Origin of the sequence: Nonomuraea composti (assembly GCF_012034275.1) — a bacterium.
GTDB classification, from domain to species: Bacteria; Actinomycetota; Actinomycetes; order Streptosporangiales; family Streptosporangiaceae; genus Nonomuraea; species Nonomuraea composti.
In genome coordinates this window covers 1-20,945 of sequence record NZ_JAATEP010000092.1, presented here as the reverse complement: position 1 = coordinate 20,945, position 20,945 = coordinate 1, and the positions used below count along the sequence as shown (strand labels likewise).

The window sequence follows — 20,945 nt, the reverse complement described above, 5'->3', positions numbered from 1 at the left end:
CTGCGGTGCACCGCACTTGAGCAGCGGCCCATGCTGCTTCAGCTTCCGTTACCGAGCGCCCAACTCCTCGCCCTCACGATGCCTGGCGCGAGCTTCTCCGACCGACCCGAGAAAGGGCCAGCACGGACATCTGGTCCATCGTGGCTTCACCAGGGGAACCCAGTCCGATCAGGGCCGATGACACCAAACCGCTGCCGCTACAGTGGAGCTCATGAGCACGCCAACCTCTGACGAGGAACTGCCGATCTTGTCTCCTGAGGTCGAGCAGCAAGCGCTCATGGCATTCGCCGCCGCCTACCTCCAGCCGTTGTCGTTGGAACAGCTCCACGAGGCCGTTGACCGCCTCGCCGGACCGGGAGCCGCGCAGGCCGCCATAATGCAGTGCCGCCGGCGTGCAGCGGAGTCCGCGCGGTGCTGGCAAGAACTCCTCGACGAAGCTGCCCAACGGGATCCCGAGGGTGCCGCCGCTGCGCAGGAGCGCGCCCGACGCATTCTCAACAAGCTCGGGATTCGGGCTGGATCTGCTGGAGCCCAGTCCATCTGCATCGATCCTCCCTTGCCTGGAGACGTCGAGGATCGGTCCCGCTCATGGCGGCAGCCCATGTGACGTGCCGCCATCGTGTAGCCGGCTGTTATCTCTGGGGGCATCCTTCTGGCGACGGAGCCCAACAGCACCTGGTTGGTTTCTCCTGCGCATGCCGGCATCCCGCGCGTGGAGGGTGTAGCGCATCGGTGGGAAGGTGGCGAAGCGACTCCGCTGGGGGATGCTCTCGGGCAGCTCACGGTGCCCGCTAAACGTTGACCGTCGTGTTCGATCGACCTGAACAGGGAGACGATTGACGCCGTCGCCTATCGCATATGGAGGGCGCCTCGCCACTCGCGAGCCAGCACCACAGCGGACCAGGAAGTCCGGGTGGTTCGAGGCGCCGGCGAGTGTCTCGGTTTCGGGCAAGGCGAAGCGGATCACCTCACGTAACTGGGCATGACAGCTGGGGCCACCAGGCTGACGCCGGGCCTGCCGCGCCCGGACGCGCCGGAACGCCAGCCCACCGATCCCGTCCTCGGTGGGGATCACTTCTATGCCGAGATCTCCAGTGCCGTGGGCGCTCACACTGGTCACCGCGGCGCGCACATTGACCATGCACCCGTCCTGAGGTCTTGTATCTCCGTCCGCTGTGACAGAGGCGCGGAGTGACGGTGTTCCGTATATATCTTCTCTGACGGGCATCAAGGTGACGAAAGGAAGCAAACCCGTACGTCACACTCGCTGCCAGAACTCCGCTAGAGCCGCAGCTGCGGAAGGTCCGGCTTCGGGCGAGTCTCGTGGTCGTGGTCGAGTTGTAGTCATTACACGTGTTCGTTGTTGATGATGATCCGGTATTCGATTTCACCGCCCCGTATGCGGGGTGGGTGCGCTCGGCGGCATCGGCCAGCAGGCCTGGTTCGCAAGACGGAGCCCTGGTGACGACCCTCCCCATACGCCAGCCACGCATGAGGCCGGCCCTCCGGACACATTCTCAAATGGTTGGGCCCAGATCTTTCGGCCGGACCGTATCCCCTGCAACGAGCCCCCTCGAAATCATGCGTCGCCCCTGTATCTGACGAGCCGTCTGCTCAATTGCTGGTCAGCAAGGCCTGTGCATGGAGGTAGTAAAGTCATCTTTCATATGCCATGGGGGCGTAGTGGCTGAAGGTGTACTTGTGAGGGGTGGGACGGCTTGTATTTGGGGCGCATCAAAGCTGTTGGATTCCGATCGCTACGCGGCGCGGAGCTTGACCTCCGGCCCGCAGTGACCGTGTTGGTGGGTGAGAACAACGGCGGCAAGAGCAACACGATCGACGTGCTGCGGCTGCTCACTGAACCACTCGAAGACGGACGGCCGCGGCGCTGGTGGACGTCGCGGGATGCGGCCGATGACCACGGCAGCCAGGTGCATCTCACCGCCACCTACCGTGCCCTGACAGCGGCGGAGTCGGGAACCCACCTGCAGGCACGCGTCCCCAGTCCCTTCGAAACCGTCGACGAGGCCTGCGCGCAATACACCGTCGCCTACGCTCCTCCGCCACCCGGATCCCGGTCGGGACGTACGACATGGTCGGCCGGAGGCAAGGACGGCGATCCGGAACCGGAAGTGCGCCGGGGGATCCGGCATGTGTACCTGCCGCCGCTGCGCGATGCACAGCAGGAACTCGCCTCCAGTTCAGGCCAGAGCCTCAAGCTGATTTTGGCCGCCGCCCTGGGCGGAGACCCCGCCAAGGTCGAGAAGTTCGAAACCGACTACCTTCAGTCCTTGCGCGAGTTTGAGAAACAACAAGGCGCTATTGCTGTGGCCGAGCAGCGCATCAATCGCCCGCTCCAGCAGCTCACCGAAGGAGCACGAACTCAGGGCATGAAGTTGCGCTTCGCCGAGCCGAAGCTGGAGGCAATCGCGCGAGCGTTGCGCGCCCGGATGAGCGACGCAGGTATGGACCCGGAGGAAGTTGCCAGATCCGGGCTCGGCTACGCCAACCTGCTCTACATCGCGACCGTGCTGACCGAATTGGAGGCGGCGCAAGAAGCCGACCTAACTCTGCTCCTGGTGGAGGAGCCGGAGGCGCACCTGCACCCTCAGCTGCAGACGCTGCTGCTCCGGCTGCTCTACGATCACGCGAATGCCTCTGCCAAGGGGCCAGAGAACCCGTCACGACCGAGCGGAAGAATCCAGGTCGTCATCACGACGCATTCGCCCGTGCTGGCCTCGGTCGCATCGGTGGAGGATCTGGTGGTCCTTCGTGTCCACGAGACCGAGGTCGCCGCAGAGCCGGGGGCTATCGGCATCCGTCGCCGGGAGACCGCCATCGTGCCCATCTCCCGGTTGGGGTTGTCGTCCGCAGAGTCGGCGAAGCTGAGCAGATACCTCGATGTCACCAAGAGCACCATGTTGTTCGGCGACAGGGTGATTCTCGTGGAGGGCATCGCCGAGGCCCTGCTATTGCCGCCGTTCGCCGATCGAGTGATTCGCGATTGGAGCCAGCATCTGGCCGGCCTTGACGGGGCCCAAGCCGCCGCACAGATCAGCGCCGCCACCTCCCGCTTCCGCGGAACCCCGATCGTGACCGTCGATGGCGTCGACTTCAAGCCGTTCCTGAAGATTCTTCTGCTGGGGCCCGACGGTCACCGGGTGGCCGACAAGGTGCTCGTGATCACTGATCAGGATCCCACGCGCCGACCTCGCAACGAGGGCGACGCGGAGGATATCGATGTCAAGGAGACCGATGTGGAGGAAGCCGACGAAGAGGAGGCCAAGGCCGGCTACAACCGCAAGGAGAGCCTGTCGAAGTACCTGAGAATCGAACTCAAGGTCCCTGACCGGCACTTCAGAATTGTCGAAGCCATCCCCACCCTCGAACCCCAACTCTTCAATGAGACCAACGCCCCACTGCTCCAAGAGATTTTCCTCGATATGAGGAAGCAATCGGGGAAGGTGTGGGACGAGATCACAGATCGTTCGACCGACGAGAGACCCGAGGCGTTCAACAAACTGTTCGCCCCGTACCCCAAGGGCGGCAAGAACCTGGCGAAGGGCGAATACAGCTATCGGCTCAGTGCCCGCCTCGCCGATCCGTCAGCGCGCTTCGAGGTGCCCCTGTACTTGAGGGAAGGCCTGACCTGGCTTCTGGGCATCGAGGGACAGGCACAGCAATGATGTCTGATCATCCCGAACTCAGTGACGAGCAGAAGGCCGCCGTTCACGCCGAAGCACCCTTCTTCCTGCACGCCTGCCCGGGAGCAGGCAAGACCCGCGTACTCGTGGCCCGTCACATGTGTACCCCTGAGGGCTTCCAGCGTCGCGGACGGGCGTTGATCTCCTTCACCAACCGGGCCGCCGATGAGATCAAGAATCGTTGCGAGCGACGGGAACTGCTGGCTCCCCCGCATTTCGTCGGCACCCTTGATGTGTTCCTCTGGCGCTTCCTGGTCCGGCCTTTCCTGCCGTGCGGCGAGGAGGTGTGGCGGCGTCTCAACGACTGGTCCGAACTCCCCGATTCTCCCAAGGTTTTGGAACGAGCCAGCCTGGCCGCATACGAGTTCGCCTATGAACCAGCGACGCGAGGAGTCCGGGTATCTCTGCCGAACGCGGAACGACACCTGAAGAACAGCCCGTACCCGGTGGATGTCCACTGCCGAGCGGCGGAGAGCGTGCGTCAGTCAATGGTCGACAAGCACCGGGTGGTCACCGGACTTGAGGTGCGCCTCATGGCGCTGGCCAATGTCACCGACCCAGCCGTCTGCGAGCTGCTCCGTAACAGGTTTGACGAGATCGCCATCGACGAAGCCCAAGACTGTGATCAACTCGAGCTCGAGATCCTCGGCAACCTGCACGAGCACGGCGTCCCCCTCATCGTCGTCGCCGATCCTCATCAGAGCATCTACGAGTACAAGGGCTGTGAGCCGGCCGACTTCCACGCCTTCACACGCAAGTTCCCCGAGCCCCTGACTCTCACCGGAAACCACCGCTCCAGCCGCACGATCTGCCAAGCCGCTGCAACCATGCGGCGCCCGAACACCCCTGCAGACCGCCCTCGAGGACCCTGGAGCGACGACCACCATCCCGTGCTACTCATCCCCTTCGCCAGCCGGCAGGCTGACAAGACGGCGACCGCGATCGGCCATCCGGCTGACGCTCTGTCCGTCTTCCTGGAACACGGCGATCAACTGCACCCCCCGGCTGCCGGCAGCCTGTCTCTTGCCTATGTCGGTAAGGATGTCGCCCGCCACGGACGCCCCACACCCCACATCTCGAAGTCGAGAAGCTCCGGCATCCGGCTCGCCTGGGCCGCCGCGACGTTCCACGATCCGAGGGCGAACGCGCGGCAACTCGACGCCGCCGCCCGAATCGCGCTGCACCTGCTGTGCCAGCAGTGGTTTCCCGGCGAGAGCGGATCTGTGGAAGCCGTCCTGGCCAACCATGACATGGGCATGCCCGAGGCTCGCCGGTACGCCACCACGTTGCTCCGTCAGCTCCCCGCCATCGACGACCGGCTGGCTACTGACTGGCTTCGGGAAGCCAACAAGCTCGTCGGCGAGTCGCCTCGGCCTATCGGCTCAGCCAACGATTGGACTTCTCCGCTGAAGCTCAAGACTGACGAACGCCCGAAGCGTATCCGTGAACTCGTCGATCTGCCGACCGCTCTCCCCGAGGAGGACGCGTCTACGGTGAAGGTGATCGCCTCGACCGTGCACAAGGCAAAGGGAACAGAAGCCGACGCGGTCCTCATCACCCTTCGTGCACCGAAGGCCGTCAAGGAACTACTCGATGCGTGGAGGGCCCCGAGTACGTCGGAGATCCTCAGGATCTACTACGTGGCCCTCACTCGCGCCCGTCGTCTTGTGGGCTTCACCTATCCCTACGTATCCCATCAAAGCTTTACTGCGCATCTCTCGAACCTGCGAATACCGTTCACCGAGGTGGGACTTAGCGGACCGCTCACAGCTCCGCCCCGGCGACAGCATCTCCCGAGTCAAGGACAGCAGGAGATCTTCTAGCGGACAGGGCCACCATCTCCCGGCCTTCGGCGCCCAGGGACCGCCCCAGGCGGCTGCGGCGTTGGTCGGCTGCTGCCCGACAACGGCAGTCCAACTGCTCCGTACCATGGGCAAGTCCGGCACAGTCGGGGCGACGAACTGATCGCGGCCGTTGTTCAGACCAGCGATCAGGGCGACAATCTGGTCGCTGCTCTGGTGGCGGAGATCGCAGGCCTGCGCGTTCATGGGTTCAACAGCGCAGAGTGCGGCGCTATGCAACTTGCGCCCTTGCTTCGGCAGCGTCAGCGCCAAGACCGAGATCACCACTCTGAACGACCGCAACACGTCCTGGCCACGGCCTATCAGAGGGGTGAGTTTACGAAGCGTTGGTGCCGCTGGCGAGCGTCGATCGGCTGCCAGTTGCGCCCGGGCGTCTCGGCGGATGACTCCTTGGGCCGCAAGTGCTCATCGGCGCCTTCCGCCGCTCGATCTGTTCGCCCTGATGGGAACCGGAAGGTGGATCACTCAGACTTATGACCCGGGCTGCGACGCCATTGATGTGGTGCGCACCGCGCCGACGGCCCGCCTTCTGGAAGCTGCCGAACAGCGCGGCCGCGCAGGCCAGCAGCAGCCCTGCCTACGCTTACAGCCGCTTATCGCTGATGGCGTCCAGCGTGCTGTTTGGCGCCGCGGGCCTGCCCTCCCCGCCGAACAAAGCGCCTCGACATGGCCCGCCGTGCTGGCTGGCGCTCCACCTCGTGCACCACCGGTGCTAGGCAATCCGCGTGCGGGTACGCCATTGGCAGGATGCCATCGTTTGTTCCTTGGACACCCCACCTCACACTGCCCTCGTGGCCGGGGTAGCGCCAGCGAAGTCAGGTGTCCGCAGCAGGATGGGGTTGTCCTGAGCTGGCTGCGATGGTGCAGATGACCGTGATTTCAGTACAGTCGCGCAGGTGGCCGCAATACTCCAGCACCGCCCAATCACTCGGCGGTTCCGCTCGCGCACGCCGCGATCTGGCTGCTTCCTTTGGTCGAACCCCGCCAAGAGATCGAATCCCAAGCTCGGACGAGACTTGAACCCGACGACCCGGACCTTGCCGAACCTCTGCGCACTGTCATCGACGCCGGGCTGCGCGCCTGGTCGGACCACTGGATCTCCCAAGCCCTCCACTGGATGACGGCGCAAGAGGTCGAACTGTTTGCCGGCCAACTCCGCAAGATCGCCACAGGTTCGACCGCGGCGACGCAACGCACCCAGCACGCAGCCAAGAGGCTCCTGAAACAGCAGGGGCTATGGGGGCCTGCTATCGAAGGGAACGAATCAGAGCCCACACCGCCAGAAATCTCCCCCTAAGCGAAGATCGGAACTTAAATGACAAGCTTACGCAGCATGTCCCGTGAAACCCATCGTCATCGTGATCCCAACAGCCTAAGGAAGCTCCGCCACAACCCGCGGTTCTCGGCGGCTTTCCTCATCTGATCCCGCTCCTCCAAACTCGCAAGAACGCGACCCGCCACCACGTCCCCCACCATCCCTGCAAGCACCTCCGGCGACACTTCGCGCTGGCGCTGCTGCGCCTGCCGGCGAACCTGGCGGCGATCGACCACCAGCTGGCCAGCCCATGCCAGCAAAGACACTGCGGCTCCCGCCATAAGACCCGACCAGAACGTTGAGCGGTCAGCGGCCTTTTCTGCCGACAGTGAGGTGAATATCCCGTAGGGGGCGTCATAACGCCAATCGTACTCGCTGATTAGGGTGCGCCACTGAAGCCCGGGGGGCTCATAGGTCTTCGAAACCGTCTCAGGCTTCAGATCGCCGGGGTATGCAGATTGCACCGTCCACAAGATAGTACTTGCGGAGCTTGCTGGTGCCTCCAATGAGGCCACAAGGACTTGGGGCAGCGACACTACGGTAATTGCGCCAGACGTCTTCAACATTGTCTCAGACAGCGTCACCTTCAAGCTGAAGCCGTGGCCTGGCTCGCAGGGCAGTTCGAACTCATAAGGCTGGTCAGTCTCTGTCCACAGTGATCGGCCGTTTGAACGCACGTCCCGCAGATACGAGTTCACAACCACGACCCGTGCTCCGGAGCACACACCAGCGTTCTCAGGTACTGGCGCCACCAAAATGTCGAGATTTGAAGTATGAATGCTTGGTCTGAAGTCGAGATACACATTGATAGCCTGACGGGGATCGTTTGGCCAAATTTCTATGGAGCCCGGGTCTGGAAACGGAGGGAAAGGGCGGTTCCCATCCTCGTATTCACCATAGGCAACCATTGCCAGCGCGCCAGCGGAAAATAAGACCAGAATGGTTGAGATGCCCAGAAGCCGCCGCACGGCAACAAACGGTCCAAAACGGGCAACGCCTACTCGCAACGCGCGCATGACACCTCGCATGTAGCGAGGTCGCCGTCCCTGCACCTGTGCAGGAGTCGGAGGGATGAGAGGCACATGACGACCATCTCAGGCGCGGCAGGCTGTGTCCCGCCAATCTCTCAACCAAGCAGACGCTCGCACCTCCCTCCCCAGCCGAGAAGGCGACAGCAGGAAGCGACCTTAAGCCTAGAACCTTGCGATCCAGCCCCGCATGCACTCCGTCACCCTGAAGCACAACTTCGAGACCGCCCACCGCCTGCCTCACCTGGGCGGCAAGTGCGTCAACCTCCACGGCCACTCCTGGCACACCGAGATCACCATCGCCGCGTCGCGCCTCACCGACCGGCACACGGTCGTCGAGTTCGGCGACTTCAAGGCCGTCATGCGCAACTGGATCGACGTCTACCTCGACCACGGCGTCATGCTCGGCCACCGCGACCCGCTACTGCCCGCCTTCACCACCGCCCGCTGCAAGGTGTACACGTTCGGGGTCGACTGGGACGGCGCCGACTGGCCCACCGTCGAAGCCGTCGCCGCGCTCCTCGCCGACCAAGCCGGCCGCTGGCTCGCCCTGATCGACGACATGCCCGCAGACGCGCACATCGCGCACGTCACCGTGCAGGAGACCGCCACCAACGCTGCTGACTGGTATCCGCCCGCTCCCGGGCGCGAACCCATGCAGGGGCGGCTGCCGCGCATGGCCGTCAAGGACGTCGCGTGAGCGCTCCCGCCCGGCACGCCGGCCCGGACGTCGCGACCGCGGACACCCTGGTCGTGGCAGAGGTCTTCGGGGCTACCTGGCAGGGTGAGGGACGCTCCCTCGGCCAGCTCGCGTCGTTCGTCCGGCTGGGCGGCTGCAACCTGACATGCTCATTTTTGCGACGCCCCCTACACGTGGGACGCCGCCAGCCACGACCTGCGCGCAGAGCTCACCCGCACCCCCGTTGCCGACATCGTGGCCGCGCTCGATTCCCACGACACGCCAATGGTCGTCATCACCGGCGGCGAGCCGCTGCTGCATCAGAGCCAGCCCGGCTGGACCACGCTGCTGGACGCGTTGGCCGCCCGCGGCCGCCGCATCGAGGTGGAGACCAACGGCACCGTGCTGCCCGACACTCACACCTTGGACGTCGTGACGCGTTTCAACGTCTCACCCAAGCTGGCCCACTCGGAGGTCCCGGCTGAGCGGCGCATCGTGCCGGCCGCGCTCAGCCTGCTCGCCCTCAGCGGCAAAGCGGACTTCAAGTTCGTGTGCAGGGGCCCTGACGATGTCGAGGCCGCCGCACGCATCGCCGTCGTCCACGGCATTCCCCAGCAGAGCGTGTGGATCATGCCGGAGGGGCGGACCCGCGAAGCCCTCAGCAAGGTCTCGGCCCGCGTCGCGCCGCGCGCCCTGGAGCTGCGCTTGAACTTCACCCCGCGCCTGCACATCGATCTGTGGGGGAATGAGAGAGGCCGATGACCTACGAGCAACTACCGCTGTTCGAGGTGCCCGTCACCAGCATCGCCGACGCCACCGAGGTGGTGGAGGAGCTCACCGAGGACGACCCGCGCGCGCGAGCGGTCTGGCACGCCCGGCACCTGTTCGACGCGCTCGGCCTGCCCTGCGACGACGATTCCACCCGGCAGCGACAAGCTCGCCGAACTCATCGCCGCACGCCGCCACCCCTGAGTGCCCGTTCCACAACTTCCGATCAACGAAAGGGCTTGGACCAGGCCGGGAGCTTAGCGTTCTGTAAGCGTCACGGTGTGACGCCTGGACGTAACGCTAAGGCTGTGCCGGACCGCGATCTTGGCGTGAGCCGTTCTGAGCAGCGCCACAGTGACGGTCCGCCGAACGGCTCGCGCATCGAGACCGACAGCGAGTCGAAGCCTCATGAAGTGGCCTTCACCAGGCAAAACATGGAGGTTGTGGAACAGGCACTCAACCACACCTGTTTCTGCCGCCCGTCCCTCAGGCTCTCATCGACGCCATCACCGCGATCGACGTTCGAACCATCCGCATGTCCCCGGCGGCTCTTGCTCGGGCCCCGCGGGAGCTGACGGTGTGCCATCGTGACATCGACCGTGGCATCCGACAGGTCTTCGCCGATCGTGACTGGGAGAACGCTGGGAGGAGCGTCGACCTCGTTGATCCGCAGGCGTGGGTGCGGGACGATGCTGACCCATCCGGCCGAGCTTCGCATCCCCCTTTACCACCATGTGCTGATCCCGCGCACCACGGTGAAGCCCGATGATCCCCTGGCGCGAGTCATCACTCTTCACGACGTGCTGAAGGTGATGATGAGCACCCATCGTGAGGAGCGCCAGAGCGGTGACCGATCCCCCCGGTGGGTCATGCGGCCCTACCGCCCCTCGGATGAGGAGCACATCAGCATCGTGGCTCGGCTCTTGGACGAGCTGTGTGTGCCATGGCCAGCGCGCACTGATCCCGCCCACGATGCCCTGCCCGGCGACGACGTCATGCTGGCGCACCTGACCAGGCACGCCATCGTGCTGTCCCCGTTGGCGAAGCTGTATCTGTCGGGACTGGGTGACGCCGGCCCCGGCCCGCGATCCCTCGCCGGACGCCACGCCGCCGCGATGCGCCTGATCCTGGCCGCGAGGACAGCGCAGGGCGCTGAGCCCCTCTCTCGTGAGACCCCCGAGTTGCCCAAAGGTGTCCGACCTCATCATCTGCTGGACATCGCGTGGCTGGAACGATGGCTGGCGCCGCCGGATGACGATGACGATCCCTACAGGTCATGAAAGCTCGGACGCGAGCGACCGCCGGCCCTGTCGACGGATCCTGCACCTGCACTGCGGCGGGCCACCCACGAGCCGCACCGGCCACGGGGCTCTTCCGCGCCGAACTGTCAACCTGATCCGCAAGCGTTTCGGCTCATCGCATCAGCGAAGGTCCGGCCGCGCGCCAGCCCCTGCCGCCCTGTCTCGGCTGCCACGTGCGCCTGTGCGAACGCCGGACTATGCCTTGGGGCCTGGGCAACCCTTCGGTGCAGGTCTTCCATTAGAGAAGACAACGGAGGCAACCATGCTGGGCTTCCCACGGCGGCCGCTCGCCGCGGCCGCGCTCCTCGCGTCGCTGACGACGGGCGGCTGTGGCTACGGCGGAGCCACCAAGAGCTGCGACATCAGATTCCCTCCCCAGGAGGCACCGAGCGTGGAGGGCGGCCGCATCAGGGGCCGCGTCTACGCCATCTGCGACGAACGGCCCGAGGTGCACCACTTGGAGTACTGGCTGGCCAAGCGGAACACCAACGGCGCTTTCGCGCCGGCCAGTGACCGGCGAACAAGCGACCGCATTCCCGGCACGCGCCGGACGGACTACGATGCGGTCACGGTGACGTGCGAGCGAGGCGTGTGGCGCGTCGAGGCCCGCGCCACCGGAGCGCTGAAGGGGACGCCCTTTGACTTCTCGACGTTCAGCGGGAATCTCGCGGTGGCTGCGGCGGACTGCTGACCAGGCCATCACCATCTGGCACGTGCTGCTTCCGCCGGCCCGCCGCTACGCCGTCGTCCACACGGCCGGCGAGCACCGGCTGCCCCGCGCTCGCCGGTATATCGACCGCCTGCGCGACGTGCCGCAAGCGGTGCGGTCGGTGCCGTACGTGAGCGGGGGCGCCCGGCAGCGGTGGGAGCGCGGCGCCTGGGTGATCCGCCCTTGCACGGGCTGGCGATCCTTCTGGTTCACCCGGCCTCTGCATCGCACCCGCGAGATCCCGCGAGAGGATACGGAAGCAGCAGCGGACTGGGTGCACCGCGTCTACCTCGGCGGCTGATCGGACGCGCGCCGCGGACAGGCACGCTGAACTGCGGGAAGGCGGGGTGGATCGCCTGGGGGACGCTCGTCGGGCGGCTGCAGGGGAGCACCTTGTCGCAGTGCAGCATGAGTGCTGCTCGCGCGCACGCCCGGTCCGGGCGCCGTCGTCGCCGGCCACGACGTCCGCCTGCGCAAGGGGATGAAGGCCACGAAGCATGGCCAGTGCCGCGGATGATGGAACCGATCTCCAGGGCGTCGGCGAAGTCCTTCTGCTCCTCAACCTTCTTCAATGATCTGAGTGAGTCCGGGTGCCAGGAGCACACCGTTGGCCAGGGGGATGAGCTGGCCGCCCCGATGCAGGGCTGCCAGGGCCTGGCGGAGGTTGTCGGTTTGGGCGAAGGCCGCCACGAGTTGCTCGTCGTCGACGACGTCGAAGTTGCCGGTCACGATGGTGGGCGAGACGGTGGCCGCGAGGTCCAAGATCGCATCGTCCGCGGGGATCTTGTCGCCGTGGCGGGCCAGGATGCACTCATACTCCTCGACCATCAGCGGGTCGGGCTCATCCGCCTCTGCTTGCAGCCACGGATGGCGACCAAGCTGCTCAGGCGTCCAGGTCACGCCGGTGACCGGGTAGAGGCCGTGGCGAGTCCACAGGAACTGGCAGGCATACAGCAGCTCCTCCAGGCTGAGAACCTGGTCGGCGGGCAGTGGATCGAGCCGGAACCGCGTATGGAGACGGCTGGCGGTGGGCCAGCGGCGGGCGTACGGCGGCGCGGGCGGCACGCGGTGCAGGAACAGGCGAGGGGCGTCGAGAAACCCGTCCGCCATGGGGACGATCCAGCCGTCGCGGTGCAAAAGGCCGAGCGCTTCGCGCAGGCCGGAAGTCTGAACGAGAGCCGTGACGTGCTCAGCACGAGCCCCGATGCCGTACTCGTTCCAGGTGGTGACGCCGATGAAGGACAGCGCGCTGATGTCCAGCAGCGAAGATCGGCGGGGATCTCATCGCCGTAGCGGGCGACGATGTCATCGCAGGCCTGATCAACTGCGTCGTCGCACAGTTGCGGGATCCACTTCACCGCGCGGAACTCTTCGGCAGTCCACTGTTGGCCATTGACGGAGACATGGTCGTCGTCGGCTATCCCGTGCCGGAGCGCCAGTTGCTCCAGTGTCCAGGGCTTGTCGAACGGGACCAGCCGGCACACGGGGGGCTGCCAGCCGAGATCGGCCAAGGTGGGCTCGGGCGCACGCAACAGCGTCGGTGAGGCGCTCTGCTGCTGGCCCGACCACTGCGCGTTCATGGGGCGGCCGGCACGTCGCTGCTTACGGCGTGCCGCCTTCTTCGCGCGACGCTGCTGCGGGTTGGGCTTGCCCATCAGGTGTGGCTCCTGGTCCGGACGGCCAAGGACACCCTTGGACCGGCATCGGCAAGATTTCGTGGCGGTCGCGCACTGCCCGGCCACCGGGAAGGGGGCATCAGCGCGTCCGTGCGCTGACAACAGGGACCGCCGGGTGACCAGCCTGAGGCGGTGCGGGTTTGTTCGATGGCGCGGCGTGGTCCTGCGTCGTCGTGCGGGTGCGCAGTGTGCTGGCTTCCCGCCGGGAAGCGTGCGAGTCATCTTTCGTACCGGTGAGCGTCCGCACCTCGGCGGCAAGCTGCGCAAGACGCGTGGTCGAGGCCTCCTGGAGAACACCGGCGATGTAGATGTAGGCCCGCTCAGGCACGGGCATCTGCCTGATGGCGGAGAACACCAGGCCATGCGGCGGCATTCGATCATGGGGCGGTCTCGTCACCGCCTCATACAGTGCAGCCAGAGCAGGCACTGCGTTTCCCAGGTCCTCGGCGGGCAACCGCGCCAGGTTCGCGATCGCCTGGTGGTCTTCGCTCAACCCGGCCAGGGCCGGAATCATCCTGAGGGCGGCATCGGCGTAGCGCGCCATGTAGTCCGTCATCTCGGAGCGGCGGCCGGCCGGCGACGGGTCCCGATCCATCACGTGTTTCCCGTCACTCGATCAGGCAGCACGGTCGCGCGACCCCAGTCTCTGCACGAAATCCCCTGTCCACCGCTCCCGCAGCACGGCCTCCACCACTGCCCGGTCGTTGCGGCACCCGCGCGAAGGCGCGTTCGGGCCAGCGCGCCGCCGGCCCTAGAAGCACTCGCTTATGACCTTCCGAGATCCATAGCGGGTACCCGTGGTGGCGGACTTGTCCAGCCAGACGTCGGCCGTCACGTGCGCGCACCCTCCCTTGACGGTCGACCTGACGGGGCCGAGAGACGGCGACGTTCGCCCCTTCCAGTCCTTCGGGCGCGCGATGAACTTCTTGAGGCCGTCCGGGCTGCTGTCCGCGTTGAGATACACCGTGAGCTGCGTGACCTCGGAGATCCGTTTGAAGGAGCGGTTGATGGTGAGGAACACGCATTTCGCGCTTCCGCGACTGTATGTCTTGATCGTGCCGATCGACGAGACCGGCCTGCTCCGGTCCCTGGTGCCGAACGTGTCGAGCTGGTCGATGAGCATCGTCTCCCGCAGTGTGTACCCGGCGCCGCACGGATGGGCGGAGGCGACCGCAGGTGTGCCGAGGACGGTCAACGTACCGATTAACGCGACGGTTAAGGCGCCCGCAAGCGCAGACCGGACTGTCACTTGACTGTCATCCTTTCTGAGTGTCAAGAACAGGTATACACGGGCGCTGAGCGGGCTGGCCAGCCATCACGCGCGGGGAGCCGTTGTACGGAGCCTCGCCGCTGAGCCGGAGTTGACATCCACCGCCGCCACAGCTGACTGTCTTCGCGCATCCGCAGAGGATCACGGTCCGCCACCGGTTATTGTCCGAGGGTGGCCACGTCCCGGAGCGCATGGAAGCCGCCCGTCCGTACCCGTCACTGGCGCCGTCCGTGATCTGTAGATTCGCACAGCATTCCCCGCCGCAGCCCAGAGACTTTCCCTGCCCACGACGCCCAGCCGATCCATCGGAGCCGCTCGGATGCCTGATCACATCTCCCGTCCCCGCATGGACGCCCACGCCCTGACGCCCGGTGACTATCTCCGGGTCATCTTTGATCAGCACAGTCCCTTCCGGATCGAGAGGTCGGCCTTCTACGCCCGGGCCGAGCGCGTTGAGGTCCTGCCCTCCGACGGCGTGGTCCGGACCCGAGGCTTCAACGGGCGAGGGCCCGTGGCCGCCTTCTGCCACGGCCTGCCCGGCCCGCTGCTGTTGCATTGCGGCGATCACCAGGTCCTGACTCAGGTCGACGCCGATCGCGAGCACCACGAGCAGATCGTCCCGTGGTGGCCGTCCCTGCCTGCCCCGTTCTTCACCCGAGCGCACGTCATCACCGACGTCCGGCGGCTTCCGGCTGCCCCCGCCGCGCAGCCGCCCATCGGCCAGGCCGGCCGCCCAGGCCGCATGGCCACCACGATGACCATGCCCGCGCACGCGCTGCGCCCCGGCGACTATCTGGAGGCCATCGCGGCCCGCCACCCGGCCGCCGACCGCAGCCCGGACGAAGGCTTCGCCCGCGTTCAATGGATCGAGGTCCTCGACCCCGAGCACGCCGGCCACCTGACCGCCTACCCCGCCTGGCACGGCCAGGGGCTCCTGCTGGTCAGGCTGCGCAGTGCGCACGACATGCTGCTGCTGGCCGCCGATTCCCCGATACGGGTTCTGGCCTACGTCAACCCCGAGCGGGCCGCCTTCGAGGGCAGCTTCGATCTCGATGGCGACGGGCCGCCCTTTGACCCCAAGGTGCCCGCCAGCCGGCCGTTCACCCCGGCCGAGGACCAGGCCGCACGGCTGCAGCGCGAGCGGCTGCGCCAGGACGTGCACCTGCCCGCCGACGAAGCCGCCCTCTACCCTCAGCGGCAGACCGACCCGGTCGAGCGCCGCCGCCTGCTGCACGGCGTCAACAGGGTACGGCTGGTACCGCTGTCGAGCCTGCCCTGGCCCCACGGCCTGTTCAAATGCGCGCACGCGTCCGCTGCCGAACGCCTGGCCCGCGGCTACCCCCGCGATAAGAACGGTGACAGCGCCTCCCAAGCCGCGCACGCCGAGCTCTTCACTCAGCTGGACGCGCAGGACTTCGCCGCCTGCCGCTACCATCAGGCCAACTGGCCACTCATCGGTGAGATTGCCCGCCGCGCTGTGGTCGGCCCCGAGCGCACTTGGCGCGACGCCGTCACCCCAGCCGAGGCCGACCGGCTCACCCGGCAAGACGAGCAATGGCTCGACAGTTTCGTGATCGATCCGATCAACTGGGACGACGGCCACGATGCGATCACCAACGGCCAGCACCGCCTGTGCGCGCTCCGCGCCGCCGGCATCCTCACCTGCCCCGTGAACGGCCGTCACGTCCCTGACGACCCCTACCCCACCCCGGCGCCCGCCCACGAGCACGCCCAGCAGACCATCACCGCGTTTTGGACCCGCTACCTGACCCAGCGGCTACGGCATCCGAAGCTTGTCGACCTCGCCTGCCGTATCCTCCTCAGGTGGCAGACCGGCCGCCTCCTCCTCTTTGACACCCACCGGTAGCAACCAGGCACCAGCGGCCACACATGGTCAGGGCCCGGGGTTCCGGCTTTCCGTCGACGAGTTGGTCGTCGTGTTGGTTGACCCGATCGCGAGCTCCGTCCGATCCGATCACCATGCGCGTCCCAGGCCTGGCCGGATGGCTGGCCACCGCCGGGCCCGACGACGTTCCGCCGGTCAAGGCCGAAGGCCAGTTCGCCATGGTGCTGGAGCACGTCACCGAAGTGGAGGAGCGCGCCGGCAACTCGCCGATCAGCAGGGCGCCCCGGCCCGGCCGGAGCCGGTTCCGATCCTGACGGTTACAGCGCGGGAATCAGCGGGGCCACACGGCTGAAAGGCGCCCGCTCACGGACCATGCGGCCGGTATCGCGATGGCGCCGCAGCAGCCGGGCACCAACGCTGACCACAGCGAGGAAATCGACCTCAGCCGAAACCCTCAGCCGACCAGCTCGATGCCGAGAAAGATCGAGGCTAACAGCCTTGCTTCGACAATGCCGAGGCCTGGTCGTTCCACAAATCGCCGATATACGAGCCCTGAGTGCCCGGCGGCATGTCGTTGTTGTACGGCGCCCCCGGCTCCCCACTGATACTCCAGTTGACACAATACATAATGCCGGTGGCATTGTTTGCCCACGAGGAAACTTCATCGTTGAAATCTTCTTCGGTTGTGCAGTAATAATCCTCGTCGCCGTCGTGCGCTGGGCACTTGATATAGCTGAGGTTGGGGTGCCAGTTCCCTGCGGGAAAGCGGACCTGCATACCTTTCCAGTCAACGTCAGTATAGAGGCACAGGTATCCCGTTGGGCAGGGGATGTACCCTTCCTCGCGCGGAGCGTATGATATGCAATATCCTGTTCCAGTCGAGTTATTACAACTCGTGATCACCGAGCTGGGCATGGGAGCATCGAATATCGATCCGGTCCCGGAGGTGGCGTTCGTTCTCGTGCCCGGGACCGTAGCGCTTGACCCGGCGTGCGCGGCCGTACCTAGTGTTGTAATGCAGAGCGTAAAGGCACCCAGGATCATCATGATCCGTCGTCGCAGTGTCATGCAGGTTCTCCTTTGTTCTGATAGGTTGCGGCAACTTCTCTGTGAGATGAAGCGAAGCCGGCGGCTGAATTCCTCCACGGCTGCCCCCGGCTGACGTCGTAAGTAGAAAGAGACCGCCCCTCCGATATATGACTGTTGATACCCTTGGCTTTTCCGGAATCACGTCTCTTGCATATGGCAGAGCGGCAAAAGGTTTGCCGAGGGCACCAGCCGGGCATTCTCGGGCTTTCGCCTTGCTGAGGGACCTCTGCTGGTTACTCGAGGCGATCAGGGCTGGTGCGTTTCTGGGCCGGGGGGTTGGCCGCTCCACCAGGTGCCCAAGCGGACAAGGTTGACTACGATGGCCGCAACGATGTGTTCGAGGTGGACCCTCTTGATGTCGCGACAGCGGGCGCGGCCCAGGCCGGTGATCGTGACGGCTTGGTAGATGCACGCCTCGTCAACCGCCCAGCCAGCATCCTGCTGAGCCAAGATCACTCTGCGGCGACCAGGAGATAGGAGACGCCCTCTGATGCACTCGCCACGTTGGCGAGAAGCAGCAGGGGCGCTGCCAGGACAGCGGCTGCCAGCCGGAGTCGGAACATCATGGCTCCTTTCGATGGAGGGCTTGTCCTCAGAGGGATTACTCGGTGCGCAGTTACAGGATGCTGACCCACGCTTCGGTTGTCCTTACGGCTGCGTGCACAGTTGTTCAGTCTGCGTACCCTGTTTCGCTCTGACGGCGGAATTCACGGGGCGACAGCCCATAGGCATCGCGGAAGGTCTGGCTGAAGTGCGCGGGACTGCTGAATCCCCACCGGGCCGCAATGGCGTGGATGGGATGGGCGGCCAGGCGGGGGTCGGCGAGGTCGCGGCGACACTGCTCCAGGCGGCGTTGGCGGACATAGCCGGCGACGGTCTGCCCTTGACGGTGAAACAGCCTGTGCAGATGGCTGCGGGAGATGTGATGGGCGGCGGCGATCGTGCCGGGGGTCAGCTGAGGATCGCCCAGATGGTCCTGGATGAAGGCGTGAATCTGGGCGGTCAGCGCCCGCTGCCTGGTGCGCGCAGGGACCAGGCTGTCGGTGTCGAGCGCGCCGGCCAGGGCCAGGGTGAGCACTTCGACGGCCAGAGCGGACAGCCGGGAGGTCTCCGAGGCAGTGAGCTCGGGCAGGTGCCGAGCGAGCTGCCGCAGGATCCGTGAGGACAGCGCGCCGATGCCCCGCTCACCTGGCATCCGGACCGCCGTCAGGTCCCGCAGGTCGCGCGGCGGTAACGGCAATGACGAGCGCGGGAAACGCAGGATCAGCAGCTGGCTCGGTTCGGCGGCGGGCAGAAGCCCGGCCAAGTAGGGGCGTGAGGAGTCATACAGGCCCAGGTCTCCCACGGCGAAATCCGCTTGCCGGCCGTCCTGTTCCATCATGGCGTGGCCGCGTAGGGTACAGGTCACCAGGAACGCCTCGGGATCGGCCTGGCGGATGAGCTTGGGCGTGCGCCGCACCGCGTGCGGTGTCGTGGTCAGCAGCGTCGCCCGCACCGGGCCCAGTTCACTGATCGCCACCTGGGCCTGGAAGCGCTGTAGCAGGTGGGGATCGCAGTGCGCGTCGTAGGGCACCCACACCTTCGAGCTCACCTCGCGCCAGAAGGCGAACCGCTCCTCTGGCGCGACCTTGTCGGTGCTGATCACGTCCATCATGCAACCGTCACGCACCAGGCCGCTGCCGGCCACTGAAGTTCTGCCCCAGGTCCGATCCTCTGGTGGGTAAGGCCTGAATGACCACGCACGTCGCCATTCGCGTGGCCACGAGCCCCGCCCGCACGGCGGCCGGCCACGGCGGTGAAGGATCCAGGTCCACGCGGCAAGGTCATCGTAGTGATCGTGCGGTTCGACGACACCCTCTCAGAGGCCACCCTCATCCTCCACCGCGTGCCCGAGAGCACGCCAACGACCAGTTCTTCCGCCCCGCCACAGCCACAAGCAGACGAAGCCGCTGGGCCTCGGTGCAGCACCGTCAGCCGCACCATGACCCATCGCCTCTACAACCACTCCCCAGGGGTGGCCGCTCCCCATAACCAGAGCACCGATACCGACTGCTGATACCTCCTGCTAGCGGTGGGAGGGGAGGATCACAACGCCGCGCGAGTCGATGTAGCCTTGCCGTGATGGTGGTGGTGAAGTACCGCACGGGACCCGGCCCGCTCCGCGCGCTCGACATCGCGTCCCGCCTCGGGCTGGCTTCCTGGTCGCTCGATCTCGCCCGCCAGGCCACTGCGTCCGCGATGAGCGGCTGGCGTGACGAACGGGTCGGACGCGTGACTGCGGGCGTGTGCATGGCCCAAGGGTGATGGTGGACGTCCGCCAGATCGACGTCGTCCCAGAACGCCGTGCCGCTATCGGGTTCGTACAGGCCCGGTCAGGATCTTGGGAAGGGTGGTCTTGCCGGAGCCGTTCTCGCCGACGAACGCGATCACCTCACCGCTGTTTGATCGCCAGGGACATCCCGCGCATCGCCGGAGTGTCGAACTGCGACACCGCCGTGCCCTGGGACACCGAGGCAAACCTGTCCACGCCGGTCAGGGCCCCACGCCGGACACCGTGCACCTGCGCAGGAGTCGCAGGGATGAGAGGCACATGACGAACCATCTCAGGCGCAACAGCCTGGGTCCCTCAATCACGCAACTCAGCTCAACGTCCGACCCTCCGGATGCCAGCGCGCCAGAAAACTGTGTCCCGTCCCGCCAGTGACCAGCCACCAGGCGGCATCTAACGTCAGCCCGTGGGGATCTCTCGGCTTGACAAGCTACGCGCGCACTACCAGACAGCCCTGTCCACAGTCGGCATACCGCCGCCCGGCGTCCGCCCTATCCCGCCCCGCCTGCCCCTCGTGGCCGCCATCGTGGCAGCGTGGCTTGCCTGGACCCCGTGGCCGATCGTCGGCGGCGTCGAGCGTGACCACGACTGGGCGTTTCTCCTCGCCCCTCTCCCCGTCGCCTCGCTGTTGTTCCTCGCAGCTGTCCCCACTCTCTTTCCGCAACTACTCCCCATGTGGCCACTTCAAGCAGCACTGGCCCTCGCGATCCTCGTCATGGCGCTCACCGGATGGGACGGCGGGCAGGTGCTCGGTGGCATCTTCCTCGCCATCGTGTGCGGCGTGATCCCCGCCACCACGGCTGCATGGGCTGTCCTGATGTTGCGGCGTCACGGCGCAGCCGACTGGCACGAGCGGCAGACGGACGATCCGGCGTGAGATCACAGGTCGCCGCCTGCATGGCCGCCGCGCTCCTCGCGACGCCTTCAGGCTGCGAGGAGGACCCCAGCGGGAAAGAAGGGCCGCGTCTTAGACCCGACCTGTTTCATGGAGATCCTGCGCGAGGGCATCAGCGTCACCCCGGCCGGGATCGCCGCCACCCTGAAGTACTGGTGCACCACCTCGCCGGTACCGCAACAGACCGCGCTGCGCCTCCAGATCCGCGACACCACCGGGCGATGGGTGACGATGGACCAGCGTCCCCGGCGCGGCACCGCGCTGACCGTCGCCGCGGCGTACTTCCCTGGCCTGTGGCGGGCTCGGGGTACGGCCGTCGGCGCGCTGCGTGGTACTAGGGCGTGTTTCAGAAGTGGGTGGGTTCATAGCCAGGTATCGATCACGGTGATGTGAACGGTCGCTTCGTAGCGCACGGCCAGCTTGTCGAAACGGGTGGCCACCGCTCGGTATCCCTTGAGCCGGTTAATGCCGCAT

At 66.1% G+C, this 20,945-nt stretch carries 21 protein-coding genes; 14 read left to right on the top strand and 7 right to left on the bottom strand.

Features of this window, described 5'->3' with window-relative positions; all coding sequences use genetic code 11:
* Positions 1-211 precede the first annotated feature (211 nt).
* The 3 genes from HCN51_RS55100 to HCN51_RS55090 all read left to right on the top strand — a co-directional run bounded on the left by HCN51_RS55100 (position 212) and on the right by HCN51_RS55090 (position 5,527).
* Positions 212-607, top strand: a complete 396-nt coding sequence (locus tag HCN51_RS55100; RefSeq protein ID WP_168021772.1) for a hypothetical protein — start codon at positions 212-214, stop codon at positions 605-607.
* A 1,183-nt stretch (positions 608-1,790) separates the two neighbouring features.
* Positions 1,791-3,686: an AAA family ATPase gene (locus tag HCN51_RS55095; protein WP_168021771.1), complete on the top strand. Its 1,896-nt coding sequence runs from the start codon at positions 1,791-1,793 to the stop codon at positions 3,684-3,686.
* The gene (locus HCN51_RS55090) at positions 3,683-5,527 is read left to right on the top strand and encodes a UvrD-helicase domain-containing protein (protein ID WP_168021770.1); all 1,845 of its coding nucleotides are present in this window, start codon (positions 3,683-3,685) and stop codon (positions 5,525-5,527) included. The genes HCN51_RS55095 and HCN51_RS55090 overlap by 4 nt, the downstream gene beginning before the upstream one ends.
* 1,392 nt (positions 5,528-6,919) lie before the next feature.
* On the opposite strand, the gene HCN51_RS55085 is transcribed toward HCN51_RS55090, so the two are convergent.
* Positions 6,920-7,897: a hypothetical protein gene (locus tag HCN51_RS55085; RefSeq protein WP_168021769.1), complete on the bottom strand. Its 978-nt coding sequence runs from the start codon at positions 7,895-7,897 to the stop codon at positions 6,920-6,922.
* 202 nt (positions 7,898-8,099) lie between these two features.
* On the opposite strand from HCN51_RS55085, the gene HCN51_RS55080 reads away from it, so the two are divergent.
* The 6 genes from HCN51_RS55080 to HCN51_RS55055 all read left to right on the top strand — a co-directional run bounded on the left by HCN51_RS55080 (position 8,100) and on the right by HCN51_RS55055 (position 11,667).
* A complete protein-coding gene (locus tag HCN51_RS55080) occupies positions 8,100-8,609 on the top strand; it encodes a 6-pyruvoyl trahydropterin synthase family protein (RefSeq protein WP_168021768.1) in 510 nt (169 codons plus the stop codon).
* 234 nt (positions 8,610-8,843) lie between these two features.
* On the top strand, positions 8,844-9,350 hold the full coding sequence (locus HCN51_RS55075; protein WP_346434164.1) for a hypothetical protein: 507 nt from the start codon (positions 8,844-8,846) through the stop codon (positions 9,348-9,350).
* Positions 9,347-9,931: a hypothetical protein gene (locus HCN51_RS55070; protein WP_168021767.1), complete on the top strand. Its 585-nt coding sequence runs from the start codon at positions 9,347-9,349 to the stop codon at positions 9,929-9,931. Before HCN51_RS55075 ends, HCN51_RS55070 begins: the two co-directional genes overlap by 4 nt.
* Positions 9,932-10,045: 114 nt before the next feature.
* Complete coding sequence (locus HCN51_RS55065) at positions 10,046-10,636, top strand: hypothetical protein (RefSeq protein ID WP_168021766.1); 591 nt, start codon at positions 10,046-10,048, stop codon at positions 10,634-10,636.
* Between the two features lie 283 nt (positions 10,637-10,919).
* Positions 10,920-11,348, top strand: a complete 429-nt coding sequence (locus HCN51_RS55060; protein WP_168021765.1) for a hypothetical protein — start codon at positions 10,920-10,922, stop codon at positions 11,346-11,348.
* A gap of 22 nt (positions 11,349-11,370) precedes the next feature.
* Complete coding sequence (locus tag HCN51_RS55055; RefSeq protein WP_168021764.1) at positions 11,371-11,667, top strand: hypothetical protein; 297 nt, start codon at positions 11,371-11,373, stop codon at positions 11,665-11,667.
* Between the two features lie 257 nt (positions 11,668-11,924).
* Here the strand turns inward: HCN51_RS55055 and HCN51_RS55050 are convergent, their stop codons facing one another.
* The 3 genes from HCN51_RS55050 to HCN51_RS55040 form a co-directional block, all read right to left on the bottom strand.
* Positions 11,925-12,476 (bottom strand): hypothetical protein, encoded by a 552-nt coding sequence (locus tag HCN51_RS55050; RefSeq protein WP_168021763.1) that lies wholly within the window; start codon positions 12,474-12,476, stop codon positions 11,925-11,927.
* A 645-nt stretch (positions 12,477-13,121) separates the two neighbouring features.
* Positions 13,122-13,637 carry a hypothetical protein gene (locus HCN51_RS55045; protein ID WP_168021762.1) on the bottom strand — a complete coding sequence of 172 codons (516 nt, stop codon included), beginning with the start codon at positions 13,635-13,637 and terminating at the stop codon, positions 13,122-13,124.
* Positions 13,638-13,793: 156 nt separating this feature from the next.
* A complete protein-coding gene (locus HCN51_RS55040; RefSeq protein WP_168021761.1) occupies positions 13,794-14,165 on the bottom strand; it encodes a hypothetical protein in 372 nt (123 codons plus the stop codon).
* A gap of 493 nt (positions 14,166-14,658) precedes the next feature.
* On the opposite strand from HCN51_RS55040, the gene HCN51_RS55035 reads away from it, so the two are divergent.
* Together HCN51_RS55035 and HCN51_RS55030 are read left to right on the top strand one after the other, a co-directional pair.
* Positions 14,659-16,179 (top strand): hypothetical protein, encoded by a 1,521-nt coding sequence (locus tag HCN51_RS55035; protein WP_168021760.1) that lies wholly within the window; start codon positions 14,659-14,661, stop codon positions 16,177-16,179.
* A 113-nt stretch (positions 16,180-16,292) separates the two neighbouring features.
* Positions 16,293-16,472 carry a hypothetical protein gene (locus HCN51_RS55030; RefSeq protein WP_168021759.1) on the top strand — a complete coding sequence of 60 codons (180 nt, stop codon included), beginning with the start codon at positions 16,293-16,295 and terminating at the stop codon, positions 16,470-16,472.
* Positions 16,473-16,647: 175 nt separating this feature from the next.
* On the opposite strand, the gene HCN51_RS60905 is transcribed toward HCN51_RS55030, so the two are convergent.
* A complete protein-coding gene (locus tag HCN51_RS60905) occupies positions 16,648-17,073 on the bottom strand; it encodes a peptidase inhibitor family I36 protein (RefSeq protein WP_277350316.1) in 426 nt (141 codons plus the stop codon).
* An 844-nt stretch (positions 17,074-17,917) separates the two neighbouring features.
* Complete coding sequence (locus tag HCN51_RS55020) at positions 17,918-18,901, bottom strand: AraC-like ligand-binding domain-containing protein (RefSeq protein ID WP_206069045.1); 984 nt, start codon at positions 18,899-18,901, stop codon at positions 17,918-17,920.
* Between the two features lie 467 nt (positions 18,902-19,368).
* Here HCN51_RS55020 and HCN51_RS60900 point away from each other — a divergent pair, with 467 nt between their 5' ends.
* Positions 19,369-19,551 carry a hypothetical protein gene (locus tag HCN51_RS60900; protein WP_168021758.1) on the top strand — a complete coding sequence of 61 codons (183 nt, stop codon included), beginning with the start codon at positions 19,369-19,371 and terminating at the stop codon, positions 19,549-19,551.
* A 45-nt stretch (positions 19,552-19,596) separates the two neighbouring features.
* Here HCN51_RS60900 and HCN51_RS62845 read toward each other — a convergent pair whose 3' ends face one another.
* The gene (locus HCN51_RS62845) at positions 19,597-19,677 is read right to left on the bottom strand and encodes an ATP-binding cassette domain-containing protein (protein WP_346434165.1); all 81 of its coding nucleotides are present in this window, start codon (positions 19,675-19,677) and stop codon (positions 19,597-19,599) included.
* A gap of 413 nt (positions 19,678-20,090) precedes the next feature.
* Here HCN51_RS62845 and HCN51_RS55005 point away from each other — a divergent pair, with 413 nt between their 5' ends.
* Both HCN51_RS55005 and HCN51_RS55000 read left to right on the top strand, forming a co-directional pair.
* A complete protein-coding gene (locus HCN51_RS55005) occupies positions 20,091-20,453 on the top strand; it encodes a hypothetical protein (protein ID WP_168021756.1) in 363 nt (120 codons plus the stop codon).
* A gap of 108 nt (positions 20,454-20,561) precedes the next feature.
* Positions 20,562-20,864 (top strand): hypothetical protein, encoded by a 303-nt coding sequence (locus HCN51_RS55000; protein WP_168021755.1) that lies wholly within the window; start codon positions 20,562-20,564, stop codon positions 20,862-20,864.
* The last annotated feature ends 81 nt before the right edge of the window (positions 20,865-20,945 follow it).

What these genes read in the sequence shown, in the direction of transcription:
- HCN51_RS55100 (WP_168021772.1), top strand. Translation starts at nt 212, where the DNA reads ATGAGCACGCCAACCTCTGACGAGGAACTGCCGATCTTGTCTCCTGAG.
- HCN51_RS55090 (WP_168021770.1), top strand. Translation starts at nt 3,683, where the DNA reads ATGATGTCTGATCATCCCGAACTCAGTGACGAGCAGAAGGCCGCCGTT.
- HCN51_RS55085 (WP_168021769.1), bottom strand. Translation starts at nt 7,897, where the DNA reads ATGCGCGCGTTGCGAGTAGGCGTTGCCCGTTTTGGACCGTTTGTTGCC.
- HCN51_RS55080 (WP_168021768.1), top strand. Translation starts at nt 8,100, where the DNA reads ATGCACTCCGTCACCCTGAAGCACAACTTCGAGACCGCCCACCGCCTG.
- HCN51_RS55070 (WP_168021767.1), top strand. Translation starts at nt 9,347, where the DNA reads ATGACCTACGAGCAACTACCGCTGTTCGAGGTGCCCGTCACCAGCATC.
- HCN51_RS55065 (WP_168021766.1), top strand. Translation starts at nt 10,046, where the DNA reads ATGCTGACCCATCCGGCCGAGCTTCGCATCCCCCTTTACCACCATGTG.
- HCN51_RS55060 (WP_168021765.1), top strand. Translation starts at nt 10,920, where the DNA reads ATGCTGGGCTTCCCACGGCGGCCGCTCGCCGCGGCCGCGCTCCTCGCG.
- HCN51_RS55050 (WP_168021763.1), bottom strand. Translation starts at nt 12,476, where the DNA reads ATGGCGGACGGGTTTCTCGACGCCCCTCGCCTGTTCCTGCACCGCGTG.
- HCN51_RS55045 (WP_168021762.1), bottom strand. Translation starts at nt 13,637, where the DNA reads ATGGATCGGGACCCGTCGCCGGCCGGCCGCCGCTCCGAGATGACGGAC.
- HCN51_RS55040 (WP_168021761.1), bottom strand. Translation starts at nt 14,165, where the DNA reads ATGCTCATCGACCAGCTCGACACGTTCGGCACCAGGGACCGGAGCAGG.
- HCN51_RS55035 (WP_168021760.1), top strand. Translation starts at nt 14,659, where the DNA reads ATGGACGCCCACGCCCTGACGCCCGGTGACTATCTCCGGGTCATCTTT.
- HCN51_RS55030 (WP_168021759.1), top strand. Translation starts at nt 16,293, where the DNA reads ATGCGCGTCCCAGGCCTGGCCGGATGGCTGGCCACCGCCGGGCCCGAC.
- HCN51_RS60905 (WP_277350316.1), bottom strand. Translation starts at nt 17,073, where the DNA reads ATGCCCAGCTCGGTGATCACGAGTTGTAATAACTCGACTGGAACAGGA.
- HCN51_RS55020 (WP_206069045.1), bottom strand. Translation starts at nt 18,901, where the DNA reads ATGATGGACGTGATCAGCACCGACAAGGTCGCGCCAGAGGAGCGGTTC.
- HCN51_RS60900 (WP_168021758.1), top strand. Translation starts at nt 19,369, where the DNA reads ATGGTGGTGGTGAAGTACCGCACGGGACCCGGCCCGCTCCGCGCGCTC.
- HCN51_RS55000 (WP_168021755.1), top strand. Translation starts at nt 20,562, where the DNA reads ATGGAGATCCTGCGCGAGGGCATCAGCGTCACCCCGGCCGGGATCGCC.